The organism is Alcaligenes sp. Me129, from assembly GCF_050487245.1.
Taxonomy (GTDB): Bacteria; Pseudomonadota; Gammaproteobacteria; order Burkholderiales; family Burkholderiaceae_B; genus Alcaligenes; species Alcaligenes phenolicus.
On record NZ_JBKQGX010000008.1, the window covers coordinates 109302 to 126700 of the forward strand.

Sequence of the window (17399 nt, forward strand, 5' to 3'; positions counted from 1 at the left end):
TGGCCGCCTTTACTGACGGCGTTGCAATTCTTCCCAGGCCTGCGCAAGCAGGCCTGGATCGTTTTTGGCCAAGCAATGGTGATCTGACAAGGTACGACGCCACTGACGTGCGCCCTTCTTGCCGTGCGGCCAGCCCAACATGCTCTTGATCACAATGCGTAACGGCACACCTGCCTGAACATGGTGCCGGGCATAAGCAATCATCTGCTCCACCACAGCGTCCTCGTCCATCAAGGGATGCTCGGGCCAGAGGCGACGATGAATCTCGCTTAATACCGCTGGCGTATGCCAGGCTGCCCGGCCCAGCATCACGCCATCGAACTGTTCTTCCAGCTCTACCGCCTGATCCGGCTCCTGAATGCCGCCATTCAAGATGAACAGCGCTTCAGGAAAGTCCTTTTTCAACTGCATGGCCATGTCATAGCGCAAAGGCGGAATCTCCCGATTGTCCTTGGGCGACAAGCCTTTCAAGACCGCATTGCGGGCATGAACCGTAAAGACTCGACACCCGGACTCGAACAAAATCCCCACAAAGTCCCGCACAAAGTCGTAGGACTCGTTGTAATCCAGCCCCAGCCTATGCTTGACCGTCACGGGCACAGAGACCGCGTCCTGCATGGCTTTGACGCAGTCTGCCACCAATTGCGGCTCGTTCATCAAACAGGCACCGAAAGCGCCTTTTTGAACCCGCTCCGAGGGGCAGCCACAGTTCAGATTAATTTCGTCGTAGCCCCACTTTTCACCTGCCAGAGCGCTGGTCACCAAGGCGTCCCGGTCGCTGCCACCCAGTTGCAAGGCCACCGGATGCTCTGCCTGATCAAAATCCAGATGACGTGCCTGATCGCCGTGCGTCAGTGCACCCGTGGTGATCATTTCAGTAAACAGCAAAGCGCGCGGCGCCAGCAGACGATGAAAAAAGCGGCTGTGGCGGTCAGTCACATCAATCATGGGCGCCACACTCAAACGCCACATCTGGCTGTCCGGCTTCACAAAATTAGTCATAAACAGGGAGCAAATAGCCTGATTGCAGGCTTGGTGAAAAAGGGAAAACACCCATTTTAATGGTTTCAGCCGACCACAGGATGAAGATAAAGCGCGGTAAATCGCCGCAAGGCTCCAAAAAGCGGGCGCACTGGTCTAAAATCGGCCGTTTGACATACTTGCGCGCCTGATAGTGCGCCAACAACCGGACCCTCACTGAAAGCATGGCTGTTTTTACTTCTGTCAGCGAACTTGACGCCCGCGAACTGCTGGAACAATACACAATTGGCGAATTTGTTTCCTTACGTGGCATTACCGCCGGCATTGAAAACACCAATTACTTTCTGAGCACCACCCAGGGCGAGTACGTTCTGACTTTGTTTGAAGTCCTGACGCTGGAACAACTGCCTTTCTATATCGAGCTGATGCACCACCTGGCCGCCAAAGGTGTCCCAGTGCCCGAGCCCATGACTCGCCGCGATGGCAAACGCATCTGTGTCATGCACGGCAAGCCTTGCTCGATTGTGACGCGCCTGCGTGGTGGTTACGAGCCCGAGCCCACGGTTGAACACTGCCGCCAGATCGCCCGTACACAAGCTCAGGCCCACCTGGCTGCCCAGGACTTCCCTCTGGAACAACCCAATCTGCGCGGCCTGAGCTGGTGGCAAGCCACCGTTCCCCAGGTTCTGCCCTTTCTGGACGAGAGCCAGTCCGAGCTGATCCAGACCGTCTTGCAAGAACAAAGCCGTTTTGCCGACAGCGACACCTATCGCGCCTTGCCACAAGGCCCGGCTCACTGCGACCTGTTCCGCGACAACGTGCTGTTTGCCGGCACCTCGGAAGCGCCCCAGATGGGCGGCATTATCGACTTTTACTTTGCCGGTTGCGACACCTGGCTGTTTGATGTGGCCGTTGCCGTAAACGACTGGTGTATCGACCGCCTGAGCGGTGCCCTGAATCTGGAAAAAGCCCAGGCCTGGCTGGAGTCCTACGCCCAGGTGCGGCCCTTTACCGAAGCCGAGCACAGCGCCTGGCCTATACTGATCCAGGCCGCCGCGCTGCGCTTCTGGATCTCGCGCCTGTACGACTTTTATCTGCCCCGCCCCGCTCAAACCCTCAAGCCGCATGACCCGCGGCACTTTGAGCGTGTGCTGCGCCAGCGTCGCGACCATGCTGTACCGGCGCTCCCTCGATAAACACGGATACTGATATGCAAGCTGCCAAGCTCCCCTTTCTTTACGGGTGGTACTGGATTCAGGAAGGATTGCGCTTGTTCAAGCTGCAACCAGCTGCTCTGTTCTTCTGGAGCTTGATCACCTCCATCCTGATCAATCTGAGCAATATTTTCCCCATCATCGGCCAGATGGTACTGATCGTACTGGTCCCGACCATGACCTTTATCATTCAGAATGCCTGTCGCCGCATTCATGAGGGCGAGGTCATTCGCCTGGGCATGTGGACCGAGCCCTTGAAGCCCGCCCCGGTACGCAACCGCCTGATCAAACTGGGCATCATTTACTTGTTGGCCTGCCTGGTCGTCGGCTTTGTGGCGACTTTCCCTTTTGTGAATGAGCTGTCCCAGTTGATGGACAACAGCAATGCCACTCCACAGGAAGTCATGGCGGCCTTTCGCAAGCCCATCATTTTGTTCTTTGTGCTGTATCTGGGCCTGTCCGCCCTATTCTGGCACGCTCCCGCCCTGGTAGGCTGGCATGCCATCCCGGTCAAGCAAGCCCTGTTCTTTTCCATGGTGGCTTGCTGGCGCAACAAGGCCGCCTTCCTGCTGTACGGCCTATGCTGGGCGGCTGCCTTCTTCGCCATCCAGACTCTGGGCGAATTGCTGCTGGGAGCGGGTTTAAGTCCAGGCACGGCCACCATGGTGCTGACACCTATCAATCTGGCGATGGCTGCCATCCTGTACGCCAGCTTCTACCCGGCTTACCGCAGCGTGTTTGGTGATCCGATGCGCGACGCCGCACAAGGCTAAGCCCGGTCCAGCCATACCCCGCCCCCTGTTTGACGTATTTCCTGCAGGGCGGCGGCCCAGGGCGAAAACTGCTCCGGCCCCGACAGAGAAGCGACCGGCGCCTCCAGTACCGATCTGGCTTTTCTGTGCCAACGTATCGCTCCCGCAGGTACAGCCGGACAAAACCTCAAGGGCTGATCATCTTCATCCAGAAAGCAGAGATCCAGAGCCTGCCGCATTCCCCATAGATGCACCGCCCTACAAGGCCGCAGCCACACAGCAATTGCGAAAGCTTTGCTCTGTGGCAGTGCCTTCCAGCCGCGCCAGCGGGCCCAAAAGGAATGGGCATCGAATAAACACAAGGGCTGTTGTTGCGCCTGTTGCGACGGCTGTTTAATCAATACAAATCCAGGCATCTCTCAAGCTCCCCCTGCTAGCCACGGACCTAGCAGACTCATCGCAATCACCAGAAACGTGCAGGGGAAAATGCACACGACCAAAGGGGCCAGCAAATAAACAGGCAGCTTGAGGGCTCTTTGCTCGGCTTCCAAGTGCAAATGACTACGCAATTTTTCTGCTTGAGCGCGTAGCAACAAAGCCAAGGACAAACCCGTGTCCTGTGCCAGTTCCAAAGACAAAGCCAATTCCTCCAGCTCTGCCTGCCTGAAACTCAAAGCGACATTGCGCATGGCTTGCGGCAAACGTCGTCCCGCCCGAACCTCGCCCTGTACCTTGTTCAAGCTGATCAGCAGACTGCCTTGCGGTAGGGCCTGCGTTGCACGCGCCCAGGCTTGCTGCAAGCCCAGTCCGGACTCGACAGCCAGCACCAGCAGATCCAGAAAAAATGGCAAGTCCCGGCGGCAACGGAAATGATGCTGACGCTGCAGTTTTCTTCCTCGTGAGATAGCTTGCAGTACGCTCAGGAAGAAGCCAGTCACAGCCAGCCCTGCAAGCTCCATCAATGAGACTCCCTGAGTTAACAAGAAAGCACTGACAAGACTCGTGAGCAATCCAGTCAAGGCCACACGTTTGCTTAAAAACCCCCGTACTTCCTTGGCATACGAACCCCACAATCGCTCGGGCCACTCATGCATAAAAGGCAAGGACAGGCAGAGATTCAGAGCTATTGAAAACGGGGCTTCCCAAGCCTGCCAGGCCGCCTGCCCCAAACTGCTGCCTCCTTGCAGCAAAAGCAGATAACGGCCGCGCCAAGCCCACAGGAATGCCATCAGGAACAAGGCTGCACTCAAGGCAGAGAGCATCCAGATCAGTGTGATCATGATCACCCCTCCCCTCGCAGGATCACTTGCATCCACCACAGCCCCATCAGCAGCATGGCCACTAGCGCCCCCGCCACCCAAACACCCAATGTGTTGAACCAGGCTTGCTCAAATGCGGTGGCATCCAGAAGGTACAGAGCCCCCGCCACAAAACCCGGTAGGCAGAACATGATGCGCGCCTGCAAACGGGCCTGCGCGGTCAAGGCAACAATCTTGTCCTCGATGGTCAGTCGCGCCCGAATGGTTTGCGCCAGTATCTTCAAGCGTTCCCCTAGCCCCGCCCCCGTGCTCTGGCCCATCTGCAAGGCACTGAACAACATGGCCAGTTCTGACACCGGCACTCGATCCAGAAGGTCTTGATACGAGTCCTTGGCACTCACCCCCAAGCGCTGCTGACGCAATAGCAAACGCAGCTCTTGCCCCAAGGGCGCAGGCAAAGATTGAGACAGCTGCTGCAAAGCCGCTTGCAAGGCCAAACCTGCTTGCAGGCTCAAGGCCAAAGACAGAACAAAGTCAGGCAACTGTCGTCGTAAGCTTGCCAAGCGCCGCTGTCCCATCCAGCGCAGAACCAGTAGAGGCGTGACTGCAGCCAGCAGGGCTACCATCGCTGCCAGCCAGAACGACTGCATCAGCCACCAGGCCGTCAAAAAGATCAGAGGCAATAAAGCCCAGGCCCCAAAAGCCAAATACTGACTGCGTACAAATACAAAATGCGATTGCAAACTCTGCTCGGACTGCCTGAGCAGTTGCTGCCTATAACGCTTGGCAAGACGCTGTCCTGAACGTAGCAATACATAGGCCAACGCCGTGGTACCCAAGACAATCAGCAAAACACTGAGAAATCTCATGACTGCCTCTCTGCAGACGAAACATGCTCGGAACGCAAGCCACTGGCGGCAAAACCGAACTCCGGGCGATAGCTGTACAAGGTTTGCAGTTGAATACGCTGCGCCTCGATGCCGGTCACCTCCACAATCTCGTGCACCAAACGCTTCCCATCAGGCAAGCGGCTCAATTGCACGATAATGTGCAAAGCCCGCGCGATATGCTCTCGCACAACCAGCAAAGGCAAATCCAGGCCTGCCATCAACACCATCCCTTCCAGGCGGGACAAGGCGTCGCGAGGCGTATTCGCATGCAAGGTCCCCATCGAGCCTTCGTGGCCGGTGTTCATGGCCGACAACATATCGAAAGCTTCTGCGCCCCGGCACTCCCCCACCACAATCCGGTCTGGCCTCATTCGCAAGGCTTGTCGCAACAGGCTCCGTATATCGACCTGCCCCTGACCTTCTGCATTCGCGGGTCGGGACTCCAAAGCCACCCAATTACTGTGCTGCAACTGCAGCTCAGCCGCGTCTTCCAGGGTCACGATTCTTTCACCTGAATCAATGCAGGTGCTGAGCACGTTCAGCAAAGTCGTTTTGCCTGTCCCGGTTCCACCCGAAACCAAAATATTGCAGCGTCGCTGCACCGCCTGTTGCAGGAAAGCGGCCATCTCCGGCGACAAACTGCCTGTCTGCAACAGATCCTCCAGCCCCAGGCGTCGTTTCGGAAACTTGCGTATGGTCACGCAGGTTCCCTTGACCGCAATGGGCGACAGTACCGCATGAAAACGCGAACCATCGGCCAAGCGCCCATCCACTGCGGGCGAGCTGATATCCAGCCGTCTACCCAAGGGAGCCAGGATGCGGTCAATAATCGCCCGCAAGGCCGACTCGCTGCTGAACACCAGAGGATGGGCCTGGAGCCGCCCCGCCTGCTCAACAAACACCCGGTCATAATGATTGACCATAATTTCCGAGACCGAGGCATCAGCCAGTAAAGGCTCCAGAGGGCCCAAACCCACCGCTTCGGCACAAACACTGGCTTGCAGTCTGGCTTGCTCATGCTTGGGGACAGCACATTGGGCCTGGATCAAACGACCCAAGCAATCAAAGGCTTCCTGCTTCAACTGTTTGTCTGTGACGCGGGAGAGGTCTCGACGCTCCAATTCCAACGCACTCAACAAGGCTTGATGCAGGCGTTGCTGTTCCTGTCTGAACAGATCACTATCGGATACCGGAAGATCAGCTTGCCCAGGAGGGAAAAAACCTTGCTCACCTTGTGGTGTCTGACGCGGTTCTTCCATCGTAAAGGACTGCGGTATTGAGGTTTCCGGTGGGTTTCCCAAGTCCGAAACGGCCATATCAACTCTGGGCTGAACCTTCTGCCCAAAACCGGCAATCCGCAACTTGAACCCTCCCAGCACCAGTACATCGCCCAAGCGCAAAGGCCCATCGTCATAAACCCGTTTGCCGTTAAGCTGTACGCCCGTCAAAGAGCCGTGATCCTGGATGTACACCGCCCCCGCCCGCTTCAGAAAACTGGCATGCTGGCGCGCGATACGCCAGGACGGCAGAACCACATCACAGGCCGGGTCACGCCCTATCAAGGCCGGCAAACTGACCGTGCAGGGGCGCGTCGTCCCCAGCTCCGACTCAAGTTCAAGGTTCAACACGAAATACCTCACTATCAGGTTCTACCCATTGCGACCAGGTGCCTCGCCCTGCTCCCTTGGGGATGGCACGCACAGGTGTATTCAAGCGCGGAGCATCAGGAAAGGTTTGATCCAACCACTGGGCAGCATTGGCCTGCCGAGCCAGCAAATCAGGATGTTCCGCAGCCACCAAAGTCGGCGTCACAAATACCGCCAGTTCCGTTTCCTGTCGGGCAAAGCGTTCGGAACGAAACAAGGCGCCCAGCACTGGCAAACTGGCCAATCCCGGTAGACGATCCACATGCCGAGATTCTTCACGCGAGATAAACCCTGCCAGCACCAGCGTTTGTCCTGAACGGACATTGAACTCGGTCGAAGCTCGTCGGGTTTTCAAAGACGGCCCGGCGGGTTGGGATAGGCTGGCATCAACGGAGCTAACCTCCACCTCGATCTGCGAACGCACCAACCCGCCACGCTCGACTCGCGGCACAATGCGCAGCGACACACCGTAAGGCTTGAAGCTGGTCTTGCTGTTTCCCTTGTCGTCCGTGGTGGTGTAAGGCAGCTCGCCCCCGGCCAGAAACTCGGCTTGAGAACCACTGCGTGCCAATAGCTGCGGTTGCGCCAGTACAACCGCATGCCCTTCCTGTGCCATGGCCTGAACGCGAGCAGACATCAAGGCGCCAACACCAAAGAACGCCGCGCCCTGCTTGGCGGGGAAAGCCAAAGGCAAAACGGCTTCTCCAGGCCTGTCCAGAAACTGATGAGTGGTCGCATCCCAGGCACCGCCCATACTCAAACCACCTTGGGAACTCCCGTCCCAGCGTACCCCCAGCTCCCGCAGACTATTGCGCGGCACCTCGACTACCTGCACATCCAGCAAGACCATCGGTTCCCAACCGTCCTGCTGCGTGAAATCCAGCAGTTGAGGATGCTCCTGACTTAAAGCCTGAATGCGTTGCTTGTCTTGGTCGCTTAAGCCCTCTCCTTCCAGCACCAGCTTGCCGCCCAGCTCGCTGATGCGTAGCTCGGGAATGCGCTCCAGCAAACTTCGTAGCTCCGCCAAGGTTTGCCTATGGTTTTCGGGTGACACCTCAACTTGATAGGACTGGCTCTTCCCGGAATGAGACCAGACTTGCACCACCGTGCTGCCTGTTTTGCGTGCAAACAGAATCAACTCGCCCGATTCCGTGGTGACGGCGTGAACAATATCACCGTCGCCGACCGCCACCCGCTCCACCTGCGTGTCAGGCAGAACCATCAACTCGCCCACTTGCAGCCCCAAGCCCTGGGCTTGGGTTTGCAGGCTTGCACCAAACAAGGCACCGGACAGCAAGCTCACAACGACCCGCCTGGGCCAATAGCGATTTCTGCTCATGGCTGCTGCCCCATAGAAAAGCTGTCCGGCATATTCAGCCAACCCAGACGCTCCACTTCCGCCTGCCCAAGCTGCCCTGCTGGTCTGTTGCCGTACAAAACCTGTACAGGCTGTTTGGGGCTTGCTCCCGGCCCAAGTCCCAGAATGTCGGCCAACTCACCACGCACAGCAGCCTGATGGGGCGTATGGTCATCCGGATTGCGCAGCAAGGCACTGATACGTCCATGCTGTCTGGCCGCCAGCAACTTCAAGGCATCGTCCGGTCCTACATCCAGGGTCAAGGTGTTATATGCGTCCTTATCCAATTGGGCCGTGGCCGAGCCATCACCCGACTTTTGTCCGGTCGCCAAAACCAGAACAGACTGCAATAAGGGAGCCGTTACCCGCCGCTGCCTGTCGTCAAAACTGACATAGATATCGATCAGATCTCCTGGCCGGATCAACCCCGACACCGAACTGATCGCATCCACCGGCACAGTCAGGGCACGCCTGCCAGAGAGCAATTGCTGTGAAAATGGACTGCTGACCTCCTGTACATGCGCCTTGCTGATCAAATCCCCTGCCCGCAAAGGCTGGCTGAGCACTTGCCCTAGCAGACTCTCAAACTGCGCCACATCCCAACTGTCGCTAGGCACCAGTTCAGCAGGAAAGGCACGGGCGGCCAAATGCTCCGCCTGCAACACCGTCCCCGCTGTCAGACTGGAGGCGGCTACCACCCTATCCAATTGCACACGATGCGCCGCTTGCCGCAGAGCCTCTTCCTGCCGGTCCAAGTAACGACTGCTGGTCCCGGCTGCCATCAAACCAGCCACCAAGGCCAGCAGGCCAAACCCTGCGCTGGGATGACGGCATAGCCAAAAGAATTTCGCCCGAATCATGAGGCCTCCTTTCCACAGGCACGGCAGATCAAGAGCAAGTAGCGCTGCTGCTCATGCTCCAGCTCCATGACATCCAGCTCGGCCGGGCCTTTGCGCCAATAACGCTCGCCCGCCTCGCCTCCCCAGTCCTTGCGACGCAAATCGGCTTGCCATCCAGGCTCGGCCTTCAACAGCCAGCTTTGCACTTGCCCTGGCTGTTCGTGTTGCCACAGGACGGCACCAGCAACGGGTGGCGCTGACCAGACCGATGAGGGGGAAACAGGCTGACTGTGTTCGGAAACACTTAATAAACCCGACAAGGTCGAGGCCTGTATATCCTCCAACCACAAAACGCAATTCCTGCCATCTTTGGCACGCAGAAATACCCATTGCCCTTCCAATCTGATTGCGCCGTAATGAGCTCCACAGAATGGCTCCAAACGAGAAGCCAAGGTCTGCGCATCCAGGTCTGTGCTCAGTCCCCAGCTATACACAGGACCAACATCGGTCTGTGCCATTTGCCCTTGATCCCACTGAACTTGGGAGTCCTGCAAAGGTAGGAGCAAGGGCTGCGTTCTAGCCGGCACAGGGCTGAACATCAAGAAAAACAGCAAGAGCAAGGCAAGCAGCTGTCTCATGGTCGCTCCTTGGGGCCATGATCCGGCACGTAATCCTGCCACCGGCTCAGCCAATCCAAATCGGCTCGTGTCCGCCCCCAGGCCGCGTCCATAGGCCCTGCCTGCCGTATCGTTTCTCTGGCAGCGGGCCGGCTTGAGGCCATGGCCTCACCCCAAGCAGTCGTACTGTTTTCCAAACGCTGACGTGTTTGTTGTGTACTGTTAGCCTGCCCCGCAGCCGCCCACAGCCGGGATTGGCGCTGCAACTGTGTTTTGATGGACAGAGTTGCCAGCCAACGCGGCCACGGAATGGAAACACGCGACTGTGCCGTCCAGAATCCACTGCGCAAGCTCAAAAGCTCCCATTGCAAGGGCTGGGTTGTCGCTATCGGCGACTCCGAAAAACGGGTCGGTACTGCTTCTTGAACGGGGCTGCTCGCTGCTGGAACTGGCTTGCCATGGGCATCGTGCGTGAACAGGCTCAAGTGTGTACTCTGCTGCATTTGCTGCAAGCGATACTGCTGCTGCATCAGCCAACGTCCCGCCATCACCATCAGGCCCAACACCACACCCAGCAAACAGGCCTCGACCAGTGCGATCCCTTTTTGTCGCGTGTTCATAATTGGCGGCCTCCTGCATCCATCAGCCGTGCCTGCCAAAAGGGCAAAAACAGGCTGGGCTTGGCATCCACACCGGAATCTGCCCTATCCGGTGGCAGGGAGAAAACTGATTGCGCCGCCGCCCGTGTATGAACGGTTTGTCCCAAATGGCCTTGGGCCTGTAATGTCAGCACCAGATCGGGGCCTGCGCTCTTTTCAGAATCAGCCAAGGCATACCCGTCTACCCATGACCTTTGACTCCAGGGTCTGGCATCTCGCCGCGCCCAGGATTGCGCCACTGTATTGCCTTGAGCCGATAGCAAAGAGCTATTGCCCTGCTCCAGCGCCCACTTCCAGAAGCTCTGCCCTGAAAAGTCGTCTGGCGCATCAATTCCGGACGCATGAGTTGGCGTTTGCAAGGCCCACGCCATGGCATACTCACGGAAATAACAGCCTATCCAACGGTTGGAGCGAACCATATGCATGGACTGCGTATCGTTGGAATGCCAGCGGCCCGAACGGTCAAACTCGGTACGACCAGCACGACGCAAACGATGCTGCCACAAAGGGCAACGCCGATCGACACCGGGATAAGAGCGAGCCTCGTAATCCCGTGGGGCCAGAAACCCGTATAAAGACACCAGATGCGCCAAGCCCGACTGCCATTGGGCTTGTCCGGACTGTAGCAACAGAAACTGCGGCCAGTCGTCCTGCTCAAACTGCCAGCGAATGGCTTGAGCCGGCCAATCCGGCAAACTGCCATCCAAGGTCGCCTGAATAATGGTTTGTCGCCGTTGCGGTAACCCCTCTACCAATTGCTCTTGGGCCTGCGCCAGCACGTCATGAATCAAACGCTGATGGGCCTGGAAAGCCTGTTCTAAGGCCTGCTGGTTGTCTCCAGCAGAGCGCGCCTGGGTATACGCCAGCCCATGTGCGGGACCAAACATCATGGCGACCAAGTGCGCAGGCGGATTCGCCCTACGCGCTTGCCCGGACTGCGTTTGCGCTGCCCTGTCCCATGTTGCCAAGGTCAATAAATGACCCAAAGCCAGTTGATGCCCCAACTGCGCCCGATTGATATAAGCCAGCAGGTTCAAGGTACGTGCCTGCTCGGTGGCCGCACCATAGGCAGCCGCATCCAGCACCAGGGACAAACGCCCTTGCTGCTCGGCAATCTGGTTCACATGAAAGTAGCCGCCCCACGCGACAGACAGAAGTGCCAGCGCGATCAGGCCCCAGGCTAATGCCGCCCCCTCTTGTGGTCGGTTGGGCGGCCTCATTGCGCATTGCCTGTAAAGGATTTCAGGCTCTTGGCACTGCCTTGAGCGGCCGCAGCAGAAGCGGCAGATTGCGCTTGCTGAGTCTGCTCGGAGCCATCCTCCCCCGCCAGTTCCTTGGCCATGGCCGCGGTCTGATTGCGAATCACCTGACCAAAGGACTGGTACACCGCAATGGCCGCCACCGCGACCAAAGCCACAATAATTAAATACTCGACCATGCCCTGGCCGCGCTGCCGCCTGATGAACTGTCTCATTGGAATCTCCCAAAAGTCAGTTCACAGTCTGCCCCTTGGCAGCGGGCCAGAATATTCGCAAAAGCCGAGCTGGATGGGCTTGTCCGGCTGCCGGCTCTGTTGCCTTACATTCGATATTGCACGGTCAGATAAACAGTGCGTGGGGTGCCATAGTAATTATGGTCATAACTGATCGACTGGAAATAATGGCGGTCAAACAAGTTATTGATATTGACGGCAGCACTGAGCTGATCGCTAAACTGATAGGCGACGCGGGCATCCGCAACGGCATAGCCACCTTGCTTGCGTCCGTAGTAGCCGAAGCTGGACGAAGCACTTTGCAGATTCAATCCCGCGCCCATGCTCCATTTATGCCATTGCCCTGGCAAACGGTAATTGGCCCAGACTCGTGCCATATGACGTGGCACACCCGTATTGGCGGAAATATCGTAACCCACAGACGGGACATCATTGCCCCGGTTACGCGTCTGGGTGTAGGTATACGAGGCAGCCACCTGCAAGCCACGCAAGATTTCACCGTTGATTTCCGCCTCAAAACCCTGACTACGAACCTGCGCAGAGGGCCGGTAGCACGTACCGCCGCAATTCAAGTTGGCCACGCTCTCAGGCACCGTACCATCCTCGAAAGCCACGCCCTTTTGATCAGTGCGGAAAACCGCCAACAAGGTATTGACGCGTCCATCCATCAACTCGCCTTTCAAGCCCAACTCGTAATTACGACCTGTGACAGGACTCAGAAAAGCACCGGAGCGGTCGCGCTGGCTTTGTGGCCGAAAAATATCGGCGTAACTGGCATAGACGGACCATTGATTATCCAGATCCACCACCAACCCCATAAAGGGGGTGAACTTGCTGTTTTCCTTGGCATTGGTTTCGGATTTCCCCCAAACACCGTCAGACAGGTAGGTCTGCTCATACCAGGAGAGACGGCCACCTACTAACACGGAAAAGGGCTCGGCGAGCTGATAGCGTGCCGTGGCATACACGCCTTTCTTGTCCGAACGATAGCCGTCATCCATACGATTGGCAGCAATAATATCTTCACTGGCCAATTCGGGAGCGGTGACACGCTGCTGGTACGACGCATTCAGGTTCTCTACATTTCGCATCCAGCCCCACAAGTCATGGCTGCGCAAACGAGAAAAATTAGCGCCCAGGGTGACATCCAGCTGCCGGTCAAACAAACGAGTACGTCCGTTCAAATAGGCATCGCCACCCCATTGGCGCGACACCATATCAAAGGCGTAGGCGTCTCCCCGAAAGGTATTAGGAGGGCCCAAACGCCCTGTCCGGAGCAGATACTTCACATCGTTGGACTCACGCACACGCACTAAGCTGGCCTTGAATTTCCAGTCCTCGTTAAAGCGATGCGCAAAATCTGCAAACCAGGTGTCCTGAGTCTTGGACGTATGGTTCCAGGGTGCGCTCAAGTTCGTATGCCGCGGGTAGTCTGGCATAGAGCCATCACCATAATTGGGCAAAGCCGACCAATCGATGACACCATAGGGTTTCTCGCGGCTATAACCCAAACCTACTGTGGTGGCCGGCCCCAGATCAAAGTCGAGAGCCCCGTAAAACGTGCGATCCACCGAACCCACATAATCGCGGAAGGAGTCTTGCTTGTCATAATTCAACACCACCCGTCCGCGGACAGTGGCCGAGTCGTTCAGTGCGCCGGACAAATCCGCCTGAGCACCGTAGCGGTCCCACGATCCAGTTGTGCCAGTAAATACAAACTGTCGCTCGTTGGTGGGACGTTTACGCACCATATTCACCGACCCTGAAGGATCCCCCGCGCCTTCAAATAGACCTTGCGGACCACGCATGATTTCAACGCGATCATAAATCGAAGTATCTGAATTAAAGGCAGAGCCACGCGCATACAACTGGCGCTCCAAAGGCACACCGTCAAACTGATAGCTCTGGATAAAGAAGCCACGCGAATAGAACTGACCACCGGGATCATTGGCCACCATAGTGACACCCGGCGCCTTGTTCAAGGCATCCCGAATATCGGTCACACCCTGATCATCCAGCTGCTGACGGGTGATGACCGAGACGGCCTGGGGAATCTCCCGCAAGGACTGCTCACCCTTGCTGATACTGACTCTGGGGGTGACATAGGATCCACTCCCTTCCGTCGCCAGGCTCGTATTGGCCATAACCGTGATCGGAGCCAATTGCGTAGTGTCATCACGGCTTGCTAGGGTTAAAGAAACCGTTCGCCCTTTCCAGCTGGCTTGCACGCCCGTCCCCCTCAACAAGCTTTGCATAGCCTGCTGCGGCGTCATGCGCCCCCTGACTGGCGCTGCCTGAAAGCCACTGACGGTATCGGGCAAATAATAGATTTGAATGTCTGCCTGCTGCCCCAACTCAAGTAAAGCCCGGTTCAGGGATTGAGCCGGAATAGAGATTGACAGCGCAGGCGCGTCCTGCGCAATCGCCTGCCCCAAGGGACTGAACGACAAGGCCAGTGCCAATACGCTGAGCCCTACACCCTGCACCGGGCGTAAGGCAAAAAGAGGCCATCGTTTATTTGTGTTCTGTGGATACACCGTAGTACTCGTTATAAGGAAAGCGACGCACAAAGCGACAAGCCCTTTGGCCAAAGGCAATCAGGGACGCAAAACTGTCCCTTCCCTCATAAGAGTCAATCAGGAGCAAACTCCGTAACGATTCTCGTTCCTAAATTGAAAGCAATTGTATCTTTCAAAGAATATGTGGTCTAACGAGCCGCAATACCCAACCGGCCATCGGGTCCTTGGACAATCACCACGGGTGCCAATGAGGGCAGGACGCCCAGAAAAGCCTGGGGATCATTCACATCGAAAACACCGGTCACTCGCAGCCCGCGCAAGGATGGGCTATGCAGCACAATGCCTGGCTCCTTGTAGCGATTGAGTTCGGCTACGATGTGCTCCAGTGGCTCAGCATCGAAAATGGCTCGACCCTGACGCCAGGCCAAAGCCTGCACCATATTTCGTGACTGCACGGAGGCCTGTTGACCGCTACCCAGACGCACACCCTGCTCCCCTACGAGGTTGTAATTGGTGCTGTTCCACCAGGGTCCGCTCTCTACACGTACCGAACCGGAATCAACCGCCACATCAACCGTGTCCGTCTCGCGTCGCACATTAAAACGAGTGCCCGTCACCCGTATCACGGCCTGGCCGGCATCGACATTAAAAGGCCGATCTGGCTCGGAGCGCACCTGGAAAAAAGCCTCCCCTTTTTCCAACACGACGCGGCGCTCGGATTGATAAAAGGACACGTGCACCACGCTATCGGTATTCAGACTGATCAGCGATCCGTCCGGCAAGGTCTGCTCAAGCCGTTCGCCCTTGCGGCTGACATAGCGCTGGGTATATTGCTCACTTTCCAGCCAACGCTGCGGCCCCAGAACAGCGACACCCGCTATCGCCGCACAGGCACTTCCCAACCCTGCGATAAACGCTCTACGTCCCCATTGCGGTGCCCGAGGGCGAGTGTTTTGTGCCAAGCGTGCCTTGAAAGCGGCATCCGGTGTTGCCTGCGCAATCGACCACATGGCTTCCATGTCCTGATAAGCCTGCGCATGACGCGGGTCCTGTTCACGCCATTGCTTGAGCAGCGTCTGATCCCCCTCCTGCATCAGGCCACCTCGCACGCGCGCAAACCAGAACGCGGCAGCGTCGTGTGGATCATCAGGAATGGGAAGTGAATGGGATAAGCTCATAGTCGCTACGATAGCTCGCCGGTTAATCCCTGTACCAATGCGGGTGAAGACAGAAAAGTGCTCATGGCGTGCATCGTTATATTAAGAGGAAAACTGCTGCAACTTAAGCTGCAAATGACGCATGCTGCGGGTCAGGTACTTTTCTACCGAACTGACAGACAAACCCAGATGACTGGCGATTTCAGGCACGGTCCAGCCTTCCAGCCTGTGGCAGGAAAAAACCTGCTGACAGACGGGTGGCAGCTCATCCAGGGCCGCCAGCAAGGCTTCCGACAACTGCCCGCAATAGGCTGCCTCCTCGGCGCCCGACACCACGGGATGATCCTGTTCGCTCAGATCCTGCAAGGGAATCGTTAAAGCAGGCTGCTCCCGCTTTTGTCGCTGTATCAGACTGTTGGCCGCACTGCGATGCAAATAGGCTCTGGGATTGCTGATTCGGGCTACGTCTTGCTCCAGCATTCCGGCAATAGCATCGTGGGCCACATCTTCCCCATCACAGCTGTTTGATGAACGTCGCGTCCACGTCTTAACCAGCTCGTGGTAATGCACGAGCCAAGTTTTACGTGAGGACGAAAAACGCGACATAGAACGGCATGGGGTAAATAGATCAAGGGGACATAATAATAACAACGATTCTCATTATTGTTATTGTGTTTTGATCTGAACAGGAAAAAGCCTGAAACAAAAGGATCATCTCCTGAGATCTTTGTCTCCTTTATCAGGCAAACGAACAAAAAAAAACCGCCAACTGATCTGCCCCCAAAGCTTGGATGGTTGTCCAATATTTGGGGTGTAGTTCAAATGGCGGGCGTTCTTGAAACAAGCTTAACGAGGCGCTAACCGGGCCACGCCTTCCCTTGCTGTTCTGCTCTCTTCCTTGATGGACACGTAGACATTTCCCGAAGCTGCATCCAGGGTCAGACTATTAGGGTGCGGCGCCAAAGGCACCGTCGCCAAAAGCGTGTAGTCCTCTGCATCCAGCACGCTGACCGTGCCGCTATCCCGGTTGGAAACATAAACACGGTCCCGGCCTTCATCCAGCATCGGTGCAATGGGAGCCTTGCCCGTCGGTACGCTGGCCAACAGGGCACCGTTTCTGGCATCAATCGCCACCATCCTATGTCCGGTTCCGCGCTTTTCATACTCCGTCAGCCCGGCTTTCTCCTTGCGCAAGGTATCCATACGCTCCGAACCCAGATCACTTGCCAGCAGACGATGGCGTTTGTGGTCATAGGCCAGATTCAGCAATTGATCCGCCTTGACCTCCCATTGGGTTTTGATGGTCAAGGTCTTTGTATCAATGCCAAATACCTGTCCCTGCAAGTTGGACACATAGAGCCTATTGCCCTCTTTATCCAGAGCAATGCCCGCTGCGCCTGCTCCCAGGCCAGAAACAACCTGATCCAGTTTCAGATTGGCCGTATCGACGACATACAGCACACTGCCTTGGGCACTCAGACCCGGAGCATAGAGGCGTTGCCGCTTCTGATCCACGACCAGCTCGCGCAGCAGATGCGGATAGATCGTTTTATCGCCGTCGTAACGGATGGGCTCGGCCAATTGCACGACGCCAAGAACGCGATTTTGCGCCGTATCGACGACCGTCACCGAGGCCGTCAGTGCGTTACCCACGTACAGACGGTTGGCGGCATCATCCAGTGCAACTCCGAACCCACCCCGCTCCAGCGGAATTTCTACTGTCACCGACAAATCAGCTGGATTCAGACGCAAGATTCTGGAAGGCTCACTGACAGGATCCGCGCCCCCGGCTGATGCCACAAAAACCGCCTGCTGACGCGCCGAATAAGCGAGTTCATACAAGCGCGGCGCAATCATTTTTCGTGTCACCTGTATCGTTTCCTGCGCTTTTTGCTCCTGGGTCGCGGGACTTACCGCTGCCCGCTTGTCCGCACCCAATTGTGCGCAAGCAGCCGTCACGCTGACGCAGGCCAGCAATCCATATCGCTGCCATTTATTCATAGTCCACCTCGTGCTT

At 56.9% G+C, this 17399-nt stretch carries 16 protein-coding genes; 2 read left to right on the plus strand and 14 right to left on the minus strand.

Annotation, left to right across the window (positions count from 1 at the left end; all coding sequences use genetic code 11):
- Positions 1 to 9: 9 nt before the first annotated feature.
- Positions 10 to 1002: a tRNA dihydrouridine(20/20a) synthase DusA gene (gene dusA / locus ACLPGZ_RS10595; protein ID WP_230940543.1), complete on the minus strand. Its 993-nt coding sequence runs from the start codon at positions 1000 to 1002 to the stop codon at positions 10 to 12.
- Positions 1003 to 1205: 203 nt separating this feature from the next.
- Here dusA and ACLPGZ_RS10600 point away from each other — a divergent pair, with 203 nt between their 5' ends.
- Both ACLPGZ_RS10600 and ACLPGZ_RS10605 read left to right on the plus strand, forming a co-directional pair.
- On the plus strand, positions 1206 to 2177 hold the full coding sequence (locus tag ACLPGZ_RS10600; RefSeq protein ID WP_021446523.1) for a homoserine kinase: 972 nt from the start codon (positions 1206 to 1208) through the stop codon (positions 2175 to 2177).
- Between the two features lie 14 nt (positions 2178 to 2191).
- Positions 2192 to 2968 carry a BPSS1780 family membrane protein gene (locus tag ACLPGZ_RS10605; RefSeq protein WP_026483380.1) on the plus strand — a complete coding sequence of 259 codons (777 nt, stop codon included), beginning with the start codon at positions 2192 to 2194 and terminating at the stop codon, positions 2966 to 2968.
- Between the two features lie 398 nt (positions 2969 to 3366).
- On the opposite strand, the gene ACLPGZ_RS10610 is transcribed toward ACLPGZ_RS10605, so the two are convergent.
- The 13 genes from ACLPGZ_RS10610 to ACLPGZ_RS10670 form a co-directional block, all read right to left on the minus strand.
- Positions 3367 to 4227 (minus strand): type II secretion system F family protein, encoded by an 861-nt coding sequence (locus ACLPGZ_RS10610; RefSeq protein WP_239054323.1) that lies wholly within the window; start codon positions 4225 to 4227, stop codon positions 3367 to 3369.
- A gap of 2 nt (positions 4228 to 4229) precedes the next feature.
- A complete protein-coding gene (locus ACLPGZ_RS10615; RefSeq protein WP_239054324.1) occupies positions 4230 to 5075 on the minus strand; it encodes a type II secretion system F family protein in 846 nt (281 codons plus the stop codon).
- Positions 5072 to 6721 (minus strand): ATPase, T2SS/T4P/T4SS family, encoded by a 1650-nt coding sequence (locus tag ACLPGZ_RS10620; protein WP_428993890.1) that lies wholly within the window; start codon positions 6719 to 6721, stop codon positions 5072 to 5074. The genes ACLPGZ_RS10615 and ACLPGZ_RS10620 overlap by 4 nt, the downstream gene beginning before the upstream one ends.
- Complete coding sequence (locus ACLPGZ_RS10625) at positions 6711 to 8081, minus strand: type II and III secretion system protein family protein (protein ID WP_239054326.1); 1371 nt, start codon at positions 8079 to 8081, stop codon at positions 6711 to 6713. The genes ACLPGZ_RS10620 and ACLPGZ_RS10625 overlap by 11 nt, the downstream gene beginning before the upstream one ends.
- On the minus strand, positions 8078 to 8959 hold the full coding sequence (gene cpaB / locus ACLPGZ_RS10630; RefSeq protein ID WP_239054327.1) for a Flp pilus assembly protein CpaB: 882 nt from the start codon (positions 8957 to 8959) through the stop codon (positions 8078 to 8080). The genes ACLPGZ_RS10625 and cpaB overlap by 4 nt, the downstream gene beginning before the upstream one ends.
- The gene (locus tag ACLPGZ_RS10635; protein ID WP_115633791.1) at positions 8956 to 9576 is read right to left on the minus strand and encodes a hypothetical protein; all 621 of its coding nucleotides are present in this window, start codon (positions 9574 to 9576) and stop codon (positions 8956 to 8958) included. The genes cpaB and ACLPGZ_RS10635 overlap by 4 nt, the downstream gene beginning before the upstream one ends.
- A complete protein-coding gene (locus ACLPGZ_RS10640; RefSeq protein WP_115633792.1) occupies positions 9573 to 10175 on the minus strand; it encodes a pilus assembly protein TadE in 603 nt (200 codons plus the stop codon). Before ACLPGZ_RS10640 ends, ACLPGZ_RS10635 begins: the two co-directional genes overlap by 4 nt.
- Entirely contained in the window at positions 10172 to 11434 is a 1263-nt protein-coding gene (locus tag ACLPGZ_RS10645) for a hypothetical protein (RefSeq protein ID WP_239054328.1), read from the minus strand. Before ACLPGZ_RS10645 ends, ACLPGZ_RS10640 begins: the two co-directional genes overlap by 4 nt.
- Positions 11431 to 11688 carry a hypothetical protein gene (locus ACLPGZ_RS10650; RefSeq protein ID WP_009462197.1) on the minus strand — a complete coding sequence of 86 codons (258 nt, stop codon included), beginning with the start codon at positions 11686 to 11688 and terminating at the stop codon, positions 11431 to 11433. The genes ACLPGZ_RS10645 and ACLPGZ_RS10650 overlap by 4 nt, the downstream gene beginning before the upstream one ends.
- A 104-nt stretch (positions 11689 to 11792) precedes the next feature.
- Positions 11793 to 14156, minus strand: coding sequence for a TonB-dependent siderophore receptor (locus ACLPGZ_RS10655; RefSeq protein ID WP_226348324.1), 2364 nt, complete (start codon positions 14154 to 14156; stop codon positions 11793 to 11795).
- Between the two features lie 257 nt (positions 14157 to 14413).
- Entirely contained in the window at positions 14414 to 15403 is a 990-nt protein-coding gene (locus tag ACLPGZ_RS10660; RefSeq protein ID WP_035272833.1) for a FecR family protein, read from the minus strand.
- 81 nt (positions 15404 to 15484) lie between these two features.
- Positions 15485 to 15988, minus strand: coding sequence for a sigma-70 family RNA polymerase sigma factor (locus ACLPGZ_RS10665; protein WP_035272834.1), 504 nt, complete (start codon positions 15986 to 15988; stop codon positions 15485 to 15487).
- A 240-nt stretch (positions 15989 to 16228) separates the two neighbouring features.
- Entirely contained in the window at positions 16229 to 17383 is a 1155-nt protein-coding gene (locus ACLPGZ_RS10670; protein WP_157667166.1) for a YncE family protein, read from the minus strand.
- Positions 17384 to 17399: the final 16 nt, after the last annotated feature.

Coding starts and splice junctions, on each gene's coding strand:
- ACLPGZ_RS10635 (WP_115633791.1), bottom strand. CDS start 9,576: ATGAGACAGCTGCTTGCCTTGCTCTTGCTGTTTTTCTTGATGTTCAGC.
- cpaB (WP_239054327.1), bottom strand. CDS start 8,959: ATGATTCGGGCGAAATTCTTTTGGCTATGCCGTCATCCCAGCGCAGGG.
- ACLPGZ_RS10625 (WP_239054326.1), bottom strand. CDS start 8,081: ATGAGCAGAAATCGCTATTGGCCCAGGCGGGTCGTTGTGAGCTTGCTG.
- ACLPGZ_RS10615 (WP_239054324.1), bottom strand. CDS start 5,075: ATGAGATTTCTCAGTGTTTTGCTGATTGTCTTGGGTACCACGGCGTTG.
- ACLPGZ_RS10605 (WP_026483380.1), top strand. CDS start 2,192: ATGCAAGCTGCCAAGCTCCCCTTTCTTTACGGGTGGTACTGGATTCAG.
- ACLPGZ_RS10660 (WP_035272833.1), bottom strand. CDS start 15,403: ATGAGCTTATCCCATTCACTTCCCATTCCTGATGATCCACACGACGCT.
- ACLPGZ_RS10665 (WP_035272834.1), bottom strand. CDS start 15,988: ATGTCGCGTTTTTCGTCCTCACGTAAAACTTGGCTCGTGCATTACCAC.
- ACLPGZ_RS10640 (WP_115633792.1), bottom strand. CDS start 10,175: ATGAACACGCGACAAAAAGGGATCGCACTGGTCGAGGCCTGTTTGCTG.
- ACLPGZ_RS10610 (WP_239054323.1), bottom strand. CDS start 4,227: ATGATCACACTGATCTGGATGCTCTCTGCCTTGAGTGCAGCCTTGTTC.
- ACLPGZ_RS10670 (WP_157667166.1), bottom strand. CDS start 17,383: ATGAATAAATGGCAGCGATATGGATTGCTGGCCTGCGTCAGCGTGACG.
- ACLPGZ_RS10645 (WP_239054328.1), bottom strand. CDS start 11,434: ATGAGGCCGCCCAACCGACCACAAGAGGGGGCGGCATTAGCCTGGGGC.
- dusA (WP_230940543.1), bottom strand. CDS start 1,002: ATGACTAATTTTGTGAAGCCGGACAGCCAGATGTGGCGTTTGAGTGTG.
- ACLPGZ_RS10600 (WP_021446523.1), top strand. CDS start 1,206: ATGGCTGTTTTTACTTCTGTCAGCGAACTTGACGCCCGCGAACTGCTG.
- ACLPGZ_RS10650 (WP_009462197.1), bottom strand. CDS start 11,688: ATGAGACAGTTCATCAGGCGGCAGCGCGGCCAGGGCATGGTCGAGTAT.